Raw genomic sequence first — 11121 nt, 5'->3', positions numbered from 1 at the left:
GGGTCGCGGGCATCGGGCGGCGGGGCGAGGGAACGAATCCGTCCAGTCTACCGCTTCGAGCGCCCGCGCGGGACGGCCTTCATCTGCCCCCACAGGTCGCCGGAGAACAGATCGACGGTCTCCGCCAACCCGACTTTGACCAGCTCGGCGCCGGTCACGAACTTGCCGGGACGGGTCCACTTCTCCAGCGCCTCGCGGTTCATCGGCAGCAGCTTCGAGAGCAGATCGTCGATATCCCGTTCCATATAATCAAAGTGCCTGGCCCACTCGACGGCTTCCTCCCGCTTCACGTCCTCCTCGCTGTGCCAGCGGACGGGGTGAAATAATAACGTCGCATGCCGCGTGACGAGCCGACGCTCGCAGGCGGCGAAGGGGAGGATCGCGGCGCTGCTGCACTCCCCGGCGACGATCGCGGTCGCCCGCAGGCCGCGCAATCTTAAGACGCTCGCCATCGCCAGCCCCGTATAAACGCTGCCGCCGGGGGAGTCGAACCAGATCGTCCCGGCGCTGCCGCGGGGCAGTTCGATCAGGGCGTCCATCAATTCGGCCTGCCGATCGGTCAGGTCGCCGGAGAGCGCGATCTCCCACCCGCTTTTGCGGGGCGGGGGTTCGAAGGCGATCCCCGGTCCGGGCGCCGCGGAGAGCCGGTGCGGCGGGCGTTCGACCTCTTCTTCCTCCTGACGGGCGCGGCGCGGGGAACGGGGGATCAGCGGCGAACGGGACGGGCGGCGGCTTGGCATGGCGGGCAGCGTAGTCCCGGGCGCGCCGCTCGTCGCCCCGGTCGCATCCCGGTCGCATGAGGCGGAATGGATCGTCACACTCGCGGCGTTCGTCCTCTAATCGAAACGCCCGTCATGCCCGCCGCCCCGTTCGCCCTCGCCCTGCTGCTTCTGGCCGCTCCGCCGGAGGCGGTGGAAGAATCGTCTGACAACCCCTTCGGGGCGGTGCCCACGACGCCCACCACGATAAGCGGCACCGATATCGCGGCGTCGGCCCGCATCGGCGATCGTCCGTTATTCGTCTGGCATTCGGCTGGTCCGCCGAAAAAGCAGTATCTCCCGCTGCCCAAGCCGTTCATGTTCCCCCTCTACACGCCGAGCGGGGTGAACGTCTTGGACTACGCGTCCGCGGATCACCCGCACCACAAGGGGGTGTGGGTCAGCGTGGACGAAGTCGAACTCCATCTGCCGGGAGAGGACGGAGCAGAGGGCGAACTGCTCGGCCCCTTCAAGCACTGGGTCGAAGCCGGGCGAATCGAAACGCAGGAGGTGAACCTCGATCCGAAGCGGGGCACGATTCGCAGCGTGAACCATTGGCTCACCCCGGACGGTACGCCGGTGTTGAAGGAGGAGACGACGATCAACGCTCAAGGGTTGACCGCCATGAGTCGCGCGGACGACTCGTCCGGCTACGTTATGCGGAATGAGGGCACGCTGATCGAATACGACATCACCCTCTCCCCCCCGCCGGGCGGCGGCACGGTGACCATCGGCGACACCAAGGAGGGCTTCGTCGGCGTGCGGATGGCCCCGGCGCTGGACGTGAAGCGCGGCGACGGCGTGATCACCAACAGCGAGGGCGGCGTGGGCGAGAAGGAGTGTTGGGGGAAGGTCGCCGCCTGGTGCGATTGCAGCGCCCCCGCGACCGAAGGCGCCCCGGGCGGCGGCGTCGCGTTGTTCGACCACCCGGACAACTTCCGCAAGGCCCGCTACCACGCCCGCGGTTACGGCCTGATGGCGATCAGCCCCTTCGGCCCGAAGGCTTACACCAACGGGGAAGAGGAGGCCGCCCCGGTCGAGATCAAAGATCCCTTGCGCCTGCGTTACGCCGTGTACGTGCACGACGGCGATGCGAAGGCCGGCGACGTCGCCGGGGCGTACCAGCGCTACGTCGGAACGCCCGGGAAGTAACGCCCGCCGAGGCGATCGCTCTCCTCCACGGCCCGGGTCCGCGACGGCGAACCCGGGCCGTTTCGCTGCGCGGCCTGGGACGGCGAGAGAGTGAACGCACGTTGACTCGTCGGCCGGTATAGTGTACAAGCGAACCGTTCTGGTTCAGCTCGGACGCACGTCGATATCCATGGGGGAAGCAGTCACGATGCACGCCAGATCTCGTGGATCGACTTCAGGGGATTGCCCAGATCTGGTGGTTTTCGCCGATTTGTGTTTGCCGCGATCCGGTCCGCTCGGTACAAATGTTCGACTCTGCCTGACACGTGCAGAGTCCCCACTCGTTCGCCTGCCAAGCCGCAGGGCTTCCGCAGGGCGTCATCGCGCCAAAGTCTCCCTCATCGCGCCGCGAGGCCCGATCCGCACGCCGGGTCGGACCCGTCAGGTGGAGGGGGCCGATGGGTGAGTCCGGCGAGAACGCCTCTTCGCGCGGTGCGATCAGGATCGAAAGTGTCAGTCCGAACGCCGCGAATGCTGCGCGGGCGGAATCTTCTTTTGCGTCACCCTTGGATCTCTCTATGCCTCCCGCGACCGACACCTGGCTCGTCCGTAAACGCGACGGCCGGCAGGTCGAGTTCCTCACTTCGCGCATCGCCGACGCCATCCGCAAGGCGTTCCGGGCCGAGCTGAACCTCGCCGAGAAGCAGCCCCTCGACGAGGAGACCGAGGCCGACGTCGAACGCATCGCCGCCGGCGTCGCCGAGGAGATCGCCCCGCTCGCCGCCTCCGGGCCGGTGGACGTGGAGAGGGTCCAGGACTTCGTCGAGATCGCCCTGATGCGGTCCGGCCACTACCGCGTCGCCCGCGCCTACATCCAGTACCGGGCGGAGCACGCCAAACGGCGGGCGTTGCAGCCGGTCGAGGTGACCGAAGACGACGCCCCCACGGCGCCGCCGCGGTTGTCCGTCACGTTGGAGGACGGCGCCCGCGTGCCGTTCGACGAGAACCGCATTCGCCGGCGCCTCGCCGAGGCGTCCCGCGGACTCGAACGGGACGTGAACGTCGAGGAGCTGAAGGAGGAGGTCCTCCGCAGCATGTTCGACGGCATCACCCCCGCCGAACTGGATCGGGCGATGATCCTCGCCGCTCGCAGCCGCATCGAACGCGACCCGGCCCACGACGTCGTCGCCGCTCGCCTGATGCGGATGGTGATTCACAACGAGGCCCTCGGCACGCACAAAAGCGATCCGGAGGACCTCCACAAGCTGTATCGGCACCAGTTCGAGCACTACCTGATCGACGGCGTCGCGGCGAAGCGGCTGGACCCGTTCGTCCGCACCTTCGACACCGCCCGCATCGCCCAGGCCCTCAAGCCGGAGCGGGACGCCGGGTTCAAGTACCTCGGCCTGCAGACGATCTACGACCGCTACCTGCTGCACGTGGAAGGCCGGCGGATCGAAACGCCGCAGTTCTTCTGGATGCGGGTCGCGATGGGCCTCGCCAGCGCCGAGGGCGCCGACAAGACCGACCGCGCCATCGAGTTCTATGAAGTCCTCTCCGACTTCCGCTTCACCAGCGCCACGCCGACGCTGTTCAACAGCGCCACGCTGCACCCGCAGCTCTCCAGCTGCTACCTCACCACGGTGCAGGACGATCTGGAGCACATCTTCAAGAGCATCGGCGACAACGCCGCGCTCTCGAAGTGGGCCGGCGGTCTGGGGAACGACTGGACGAATATCCGCTCGACCGGCTCCCATATCTCCGGGACGAACGGCAAAAGTCAGGGCGTGATCCCGTTCCTGAAGATCGTCTCCGACGCCGCCGTCGCGGTGAATCAGGGCGGCAAGCGGAAGGGGGCCGTCTGTAGTTATCTGGAGTCGTGGCACCTCGATATCGAGGAATTCCTGGACCTCCGCAAAAACACCGGCGACGACCGGCGGCGGACCCACGATATGCACACGGCGAACTGGATCCCCGACCTGTTCATGCAACGCATGCAGGCCGGCGAGGACTGGACGCTGTTTTCCCCGAACGACGTGCCGGACCTCCACGATCTGTACGGCAAGGCGTTTAAAGAACGTTACGAGCATTACGAAGCCCTCGCCGACAGCGGCAAGATCGCCCTCTCCCGGCGCCTGCCCGCCGTCGATCTGTGGCGGAAGATGCTGACCCGCGTGTTCGAGACCGGCCACCCCTGGGTGACCTTTAAAGACCCCTCGAACATCCGCAGCCCGCAGGATCACTGCGGCGTGGTGCACAGCAGCAACCTCTGCACGGAGATCCTGCTGAACACCAGCCGCGACGAAACCGCGGTCTGCAACCTCGGCAGCATCAACCTCCGGCGCCACGTCGTCGAAGGCCCGGACGGGGAGATGACGTTCGATACCGACCTGCTGGCCGACACGATCCGCACCGCGGTTCGCATGTTGGACAACGTGGTCGATATTAACTTCTATCCCACCAAGGAAGCCAAGAACGCCAACACCCGGCACCGGCCGGTGGGCTTGGGTTTGATGGGCTTCCAGGACGCCCTCGCCGCGCTGGGCATCAGCTTCGCCAGCGACGAGGCCGTGCGGTTCGCGGACGAGAGCATGGAGCGAATCAGCTACGAGGCGATCCGGGCCAGCAGCGCCCTCGCCGCCGAACGCGGGACCTATTCGTCCTACGAGGGCAGCAAATGGGACCGCGGGCTGCTGCCGATCGACACCCTCGATCTGCTGGCCGCCGAGCGCGGGGAAGAGGTGAACGTCGACCGCGAATGCAGTCTCGACTGGGCCCCGGTGCGGGCGCTGGTCGCGGAGCACGGCGTGCGGAACAGCAACATCATGGCGATCGCCCCCACGGCGACGATCAGCACGATCGCCGGCGTGGCCCAGAGTATCGAGCCGATGTACAAGCACCTGTACGTCAAAAGCAACCTGTCCGGCGACTTCACGCAGGTGAATATCGAGCTGGTCAAGGAGCTGAAGGAACGCGGCCTGTGGGGCGCGGACATGCTCGAACAATTGAAGTACTACGACGGCGCCCTGACGGAGATCGCGGACATCCCCGACGACGTGAAGGCCCGTTATCTGACGGCGTTCGAGGTCGATCCCAGCTGGATCCTCGCCTGTGCGTCGAAGCGTCAGAAGTGGATCGATCAGGGGCAGAGCCTGAACCTGTATATGTCCGCCCCCAGCGGCAAGAAGCTGAGCGACATGTACATCGACGCCTGGAAGAGCGGCTTGAAGACGACCTATTACCTCCGCACGCTCGCCGCCACGCAGGTGGAGAAGAGCACGGTGGACGTCAACAAGTTCGGCGTGCAACCGCGTTGGATGAAGAGTAAGAGCGAATCCGGCAACGTCGCCATCGAACGCGGCATGGCGGCCCCCGCGGCGTCGCCCCCCGGTTCGCCGTCGCCGTTAGGCGGCGCGACGTCTGCCGCGCCGACGTCCACGGCGACGGTGGAGGAGGACACGGCCCCGCTGTCGATGTCCGCCGTGCAGGAGGGCGCCGCCTGCGACCCCAACGACCCCACCTGCGAAGCCTGCCAGTAATCCCCCGCAGCCCTTCAGCAACCCGCCCGGCTCCGTTCGCCCTGTTCGCAGAGTGTCCGGGGCCGGTCTCGTTTCGGCCACGCACTCGCGGAACAAGATGGCAGGTGATCGATGCAAATCTCTGAACTGAAGATCTGGAACTTTAAAACCATCCGGGAAATCAGCTTGGCTGGACTCGGCGAACAGGTAGTTATCGCTGGCCCTAATGGTTGCGGAAAGTCCACGATATTTAATGCGGTTCGGCTGGTGAAAGCTGCCTATGCCAACGACGGTTCCAATGGACTTCAAAAGTGGTTCAGTGAGCTTGGCGTTGCTAGCCAAAGAGGCGTGGCTGATGTTTCGGCGGTTCTGGGTGATCGAACAAACCCGCTTCGTGTGGAAGTGGCCTTTGCCCTTAAACCTTCCGAAACTGACGCGATAGCAAATGATGCGGAGAAGGTTTGTGAGGCCTTGGCTTGGCAGAGTCTCTTTCCGCAGGGGGAGGCTGTAGAAGACCCAGGGATATCAATCCGGCCAAACCACCGGCGGCGATTCAGAAGCGATGTGGAAGATTGGGTGAAAGAAGGTTTAGGCCGCTTACGGACCCAGCTACGGCAGCGTGAGCATTTAGCTTGGGTTGAGCTTCAACCGAACGGTGACAGTGACGTAGCTGACTCGCTGCTTGCAAGAATAGTCTTCGGAGACGCGCTGCCGGAGGATGTAGGGTCAATCGAATACCATCCAGCAGAGCGAACTTACAGCAGAGAGCAAGTTCAGAGCCTCAACTTACAGCAGTTGTCTGCAGACGGTTCACCTCGTCCTCACGCCGTCTTTGACGTGGCGAATAAGTATAATAGCATAAAGTCTCATATGCTGGCTGGCTATCTGCGCAGCTTGATTGCGGCCTGCAGAGACGACTCCAGCGTGCAAGACGAGGCGACCGCCAACCTGTTGATCGACTCGCTAAAAGATCTGTTCCAAGAATTCTTTGAGGGGAAGGAGTTCTTAGGAGTTCGAGTGGCTACTGATGGTAGATTTGAGTTCCCCGTCCAAATGGCGAATGGGGAGGAGCACGATCTAGATTCGCTTAGTTCTGGCGAAAAAGAGGTCCTTTTTGGGTATCTGCACTTATGGAATCAGCGGATCAGGAATTCGGTGATACTGCTTGATGAGCCGGAACTGCATCTGCATCCGAAACTTTCCCGGCACATCGCGAGGTTCTATCACGACAATCTTGGTAAGCCTCTTGGTAACCAGCTTTGGATGGTTACGCACTCCGACCGTCTTCTAGAGCAGGTAGTGCAAGATTCTCAAGCGGCCGTATTTCATATGCACCTTGGTGATAGCGGTGCAGAGGTTGTCAGAGTGGGAGCAGATGACCAATTGCAGAGAGCAGTCCTAAACCTCACAGGAAGCTTAGACGGGTACAAGCCGAAGCGGCCGGTTCTTGTCTTGGAAGGGGGAGGGACTGTTGGTGCGCAAGAATTTGATAAGCGGATGGTAGAGGCACTGTTCCCCGACTTCATCTCTGAAGTTAATCTGATCTCCGGTGGCAGTAAGTCGGCCGTTCGGAAGATGGTCGAGGTCTTAACTGTCGAGGCGTTGTCTGGCGTGACGGAAAAAGTTTCGGTTGCAGCAATCGTCGATGCAGACGGTGATGGCGTAGAGAGCGGCGAGAAAATACACTGTTGGCCATGCTATCACATCGAGAACTTTCTACTGGAGCCTAAGTTTATTCATTCTGCGTTCTTGCATTTTAATGCCGACGAATGTTTCGGTGTAACTGTCGATGTGGTAGAGGATATCATGGTGGAATGCGCAAGGGAGATGCTCCCGAAAGTGGCCTCGCACGCCGTAATCTCAAAGTTTGAGAGCGAACTGCAAACTGCGTCGGGTCTCACCGTTCGAGGGAATATAGACAATTGGCAGGAGATGCTCGCGAGACAGCTCGAGGCGATATCTGGCCGATTGCAGTCGATGATCCCTTCTCTCACAGATGCGAAGATTCAGGAAAGGGAAGTTGAGGAAAGGAAACGCTTTGAGGATAGCTTGGAAGACGGGACGTATGTGTCCGTTTTTAGAGGGCGTGATCTGTTAAGGTGCCTGACCGGCAAACTCAATCAGTTTAGTCGCGGTGGCGGGGTCGCATATGAGACCCTGCGCAATGGAATCGTCTCTGAAATGAAGCGTTCTGGTCATCGGCCGCAGGGGATGAAGGAATGCCTGCAGAACGCCTTGGGGCACCGATAGAGATGAATAGGGCAGGCGGGCGGGTGGCCGGGGCATGGGATGTTCTCCACGCCAGGGTGGCCGGGGTCGGCCCGTGGGGAGCGTCGTCGGCCTCACCCGCATCGCCGGGCCGCCCCCGGAACGAACGGCGTGCGATGAACCGGGGAGCCGACCGACCACGTCGCGCTCCCGGGGGCGGGCGGCGTCTCGTCGAGAGGGCGTCGCGGCCCGCTCCCGCCCGACCCCGGCCACCCGGCCGACGACCGGTAAGTCGATCGGTCAGGCAGCCGACGTGATTTGACGCATCCGGTTGCCGAGCGTCAGTCCGGCCGCCAGAAGCGCCGCGAGTATCGCGGAGGTCGGTTCGGGGACGTTCGATCCGCTCACGTTGGCCGTCCCGAAGGCGACGTCGTCGAAGATCAATGCGTCGAACGGGTTGCCGAATTAAAGGACCGAGATCGTGTCGAACGTTCGGCTGGTGTCGACGAAGCCGACGAACTGCGTACTACTGTTGGGCGCGTTGCTGCCTCGCAGCAGAGGGCTATAGACGCCGTCGATCTCGACTCCGAACTCGATGGTGTCCGGTCCCTCGAATGCGTCAAAGAGGTCGAACGCGACGGCGTTCGCCGGTCCGGGAAGTAAGATTTCCGCGACCGTCGTCGGTCCCGTCCCGGTCAGGCCCAAATTGATTCCGTAGCCGTCCGGGAGATTCCCGATCGCGCTTCTTCGACCGCCGAGAACAGTGAGATTGCTGTAGCGAAAATCTTCGAACCCTCCTCCCGGAACCGGCGTCCCGGCCGCGACGAAGGTTTCCGTGGTCAGGACGCCCCCGTTGAGGGCGTCCTCGAACGTCGGCCGGTCCGTATAAACAGAAACGCCGGCGGACGCCGGAAGAGGGGACAGGGCGGCGATGAGCAGAAGCGGCTTCATGAGGTTTCTGTGGTCGGGAAACGGGGCGGCGGATTCTCGCAAGAAGTCGATTTACTGTGCGAAGGACCGCGCCGACAGCGAACACGGCGGCGGGTGGCGCTGGCTTTGCCGGTGCGTGCGGCGGGTGACTTTGGCGTTTCGCCAGTGGAGGGTGACGTGGTTGGTGGATCGGCCCTCGCACTTTGGGCCGCGTCGCTCTCACTGGCAGGATGCCAGCGGCGCCCTCTTGGACAGCGGTTCTGCGACGGCCGACGGCGCCCTGCGTGAGCGTATGGCGCGCGGCCTTTCGGCGATCTCCCACCCGCCGGTCGCTCATTCCTCGTTCTTCGGGTGCATCTCCACCCAGAGGCGGTAGAGGTTGCGGACCTGTTTGACGCCGCCGAACCCGCGGATCGGGCCGACGCTCATCCGCGCCGCCCGGGCCAGTTGTTCGCCGGTCAGCGGGCGGGAGCGGCGGCGGTTCAGATGCAACGTGTACAGCAGGGCGTGCAGCGATTTGACCTCCAGGTCCGACGACGTCGGTTCCGCCGGCAGGCCGGCGGCGACGCGGGTCTCCGCCCAGGTTCCGCAGTACTTGTAGAGGGTGTTCGATGTGATCCGGGCCCACCGAACGAACTCCTGCATCGTGAAGTCCGGCCCGCGGGACGCCGCGAACGTCCGCACCCGGTCCAGCAGCTTCTCCTCGGTCCAGCCCACCGCGGCGGCGCCGGGACCGCGGGGCGGGATCCGCGGCATCCGCGGCGGCCGCGGGGGCCAGAGATCGACCCGGAACGAGCCGAGATCGCCCAGCGGCGGGGCGTCCGGCGGGGGCAGGCGTTCCAGCAGCGTCGACCGCACCCGCGTCCGTCGCTCCCGCTCCCGCAGCCGGTCGTCCCTCGACCACGGCGACGGACGACGGGCCGGCGCCCGCGGCGGGACGCCGGGCGAGTCGGACGAGTCGGGGGACGGGAAGACAGTCGGGCGGTCGGTCGACATGGCTCAGGCGGGGTGCGGGGATCGGGGGGCAAACCGCCCGAGGATCGCCGATGAACGCCTGTTCCCAAGAGCAATCCGGGAAACCCGAGGTTCGCGGGACGAAATGTTTGAGAATGCGTCGGGTGACATGCCTTCAACCTTTTTGGGCTGTCAGGCATGGGAGCGTGACGTCCGATCGCTCTGTCATTGTTCGTCCGCCGTCCGTTCCGGGGCTTCCGCTCCGCTTCTGCCCCCGCCGCCCGCCCGTTTTTGGAAAAACACCCATCAGCGTCGCCTGATGCAGTTGACGCTCTCCGGCGCTCCCCTTCATCATCCCGACTCTCCGATCTGGAGATTTCCCAGCGTTCCGATTCAGGGACTGATTCCGCAACCTTTTCGCGAGTGGTCAATGGGCGTCGCCTCCTTCCGTACCTGCTTCACGGCCGCAGTCGCCGCGGCGGGTTTCTTCCTCAGCGCAGCGGGCCAAACGTACGCGGACGTATTGACGTTCGACGACGTCACTGAGGAGTCCTGGACCCGCATTCCCGACGGATATGGAGGACTCAACTGGACCGATCTGAACGTTCTCAGGCCTCAGTCGGAACGCCGAACCGGGTATACGAACGGCGTCGTCTCGGGCGATTACGTCGCTTATAACCCGTTCTCCGCGGTGGCCTCCGCATCCGCGGGCAGCTACTTCACGTTCCAGGGCGCGTACTTGACGGCGGCGTGGAATTATCGGTTGAACATCACCGTCGACGGGTACCGGGACGGCGAACTCATCTACACGGAGACGGTGGTCGTGAGTCCGTCGGAGCCCACGTGGTTCGACTTCGATTATTGCGACATCGATACGCTGTCGTTCACCTCGTTCGGCGGCGTGAACGCGGGATTGGGACGTTACGGGACGCATTTCGCCATGGACGACTTCACGTTCAACTTTAATGAGGCGCCCGAGGTCTCGGTCGCCACCGATGTGGAATCGCTTGGCTCGTCGAACAAGAAGATGGTCCCCGTCGAAATTCTGGTCACGGCCTCCGACGATTGCACGGGGCCGGACGACCTGATCGTCCTCTGCGACATTGAGAGCAGTCAGGCTGATGACTCGAACGGCAGGGGCAAGAACACCGGCGACGTGAACGGGGAGGACGGCTATTCCAGCCCCGTCCCGGTCGAATTAACCCACGTCGGCGGCGGGACGTACGTGGCGACCGTGGAGCTTCGCGCCGAACGGGACTCCGGGGAGAAAACGAGCCGCACCTATACGATTCATGTGACCGTCTTGGACGGCGTCGGCAATCTGTCCGAGGCGTCCACCGCGGTCGTCGTGCCCGCCCCCGGCGGTCGCCGAAAGTAGACCGGTGGTCCCTCGTGAGCGTATGGCGTTCAGCGCTCACTCATCCCCGGGCGGCAGGTGGCTGGGGCAGGGGGAGGCCTCTGCTCCGCTTCTGCCCCACCCGCCTGCCCTGATCGCCCGCGACCGGGGGGGCGTCGAAACGAGCCCGGCGGCTCCTACGATCCCGCATGAACACGGATCCCCCCCTCGATCGTCGTCTGTTCGTCGCCTCCGCCGCGGCCGCCGCGCCGGTCGCGTTCGCCGG

The 11121-nt window shown here is 64.0% G+C and carries 7 protein-coding genes; 4 read left to right on the top strand and 3 right to left on the bottom strand.

What is annotated here, in order from left to right:
• Positions 1-47: 47 nt before the first annotated feature.
• A complete protein-coding gene (locus LzC2_RS17420) occupies positions 48-740 on the bottom strand; it encodes a ClpP family protease (RefSeq protein ID WP_171189298.1) in 693 nt (230 codons plus the stop codon).
• 114 nt (positions 741-854) lie between these two features.
• Between LzC2_RS17420 and LzC2_RS17415 the strand changes: the two genes are divergently transcribed.
• The 3 genes from LzC2_RS17415 (at position 855) to LzC2_RS17405 (ending at position 7657) form a co-directional block, all read left to right on the top strand.
• Positions 855-1910, top strand: coding sequence for a DUF6807 domain-containing protein (locus LzC2_RS17415; RefSeq protein WP_171189297.1), 1056 nt, complete (start codon positions 855-857; stop codon positions 1908-1910).
• A 557-nt stretch (positions 1911-2467) separates the two neighbouring features.
• Positions 2468-5428 (top strand): ribonucleoside-diphosphate reductase subunit alpha, encoded by a 2961-nt coding sequence (locus tag LzC2_RS17410; RefSeq protein WP_171189296.1) that lies wholly within the window; start codon positions 2468-2470, stop codon positions 5426-5428.
• 111 nt (positions 5429-5539) lie between these two features.
• Positions 5540-7657 (top strand): AAA family ATPase, encoded by a 2118-nt coding sequence (locus tag LzC2_RS17405; protein ID WP_171189295.1) that lies wholly within the window; start codon positions 5540-5542, stop codon positions 7655-7657.
• Between the two features lie 423 nt (positions 7658-8080).
• Here the strand turns inward: LzC2_RS17405 and LzC2_RS17400 are convergent, their stop codons facing one another.
• Both LzC2_RS17400 and LzC2_RS17395 read right to left on the bottom strand, forming a co-directional pair.
• Positions 8081-8566: a hypothetical protein gene (locus LzC2_RS17400; RefSeq protein ID WP_171189294.1), complete on the bottom strand. Its 486-nt coding sequence runs from the start codon at positions 8564-8566 to the stop codon at positions 8081-8083.
• A 312-nt stretch (positions 8567-8878) separates the two neighbouring features.
• Positions 8879-9541, bottom strand: coding sequence for a homing endonuclease associated repeat-containing protein (locus LzC2_RS17395; protein ID WP_171189293.1), 663 nt, complete (start codon positions 9539-9541; stop codon positions 8879-8881).
• A gap of 388 nt (positions 9542-9929) precedes the next feature.
• Between LzC2_RS17395 and LzC2_RS17390 the strand changes: the two genes are divergently transcribed.
• Complete coding sequence (locus tag LzC2_RS17390; RefSeq protein ID WP_171189292.1) at positions 9930-10877, top strand: hypothetical protein; 948 nt, start codon at positions 9930-9932, stop codon at positions 10875-10877.
• Positions 10878-11121 lie beyond the last annotated feature (244 nt).

Origin of the sequence: Alienimonas chondri (genome assembly GCF_013036045.1) — a bacterium.
GTDB classification, from domain to species: domain Bacteria; phylum Planctomycetota; class Planctomycetia; order Planctomycetales; family Planctomycetaceae; genus Alienimonas; species Alienimonas chondri.
Note: the sequence above shows the minus strand (reverse complement) of the source record. Positions and strands in the feature narration are given on the sequence as shown.

Excerpts from the sequence above, each read along its gene's own strand:
- LzC2_RS17420 (WP_171189298.1), bottom strand. The coding sequence starts at position 740 with ATGCCAAGCCGCCGCCCGTCCCGTTCGCCGCTGATCCCCCGTTCCCCG.
- LzC2_RS17415 (WP_171189297.1), top strand. The coding sequence starts at position 855 with ATGCCCGCCGCCCCGTTCGCCCTCGCCCTGCTGCTTCTGGCCGCTCCG.
- LzC2_RS17410 (WP_171189296.1), top strand. The coding sequence starts at position 2,468 with ATGCCTCCCGCGACCGACACCTGGCTCGTCCGTAAACGCGACGGCCGG.
- LzC2_RS17405 (WP_171189295.1), top strand. The coding sequence starts at position 5,540 with ATGCAAATCTCTGAACTGAAGATCTGGAACTTTAAAACCATCCGGGAA.
- LzC2_RS17400 (WP_171189294.1), bottom strand. The coding sequence starts at position 8,566 with ATGAAGCCGCTTCTGCTCATCGCCGCCCTGTCCCCTCTTCCGGCGTCC.
- LzC2_RS17395 (WP_171189293.1), bottom strand. The coding sequence starts at position 9,541 with ATGTCGACCGACCGCCCGACTGTCTTCCCGTCCCCCGACTCGTCCGAC.
- LzC2_RS17390 (WP_171189292.1), top strand. The coding sequence starts at position 9,930 with ATGGGCGTCGCCTCCTTCCGTACCTGCTTCACGGCCGCAGTCGCCGCG.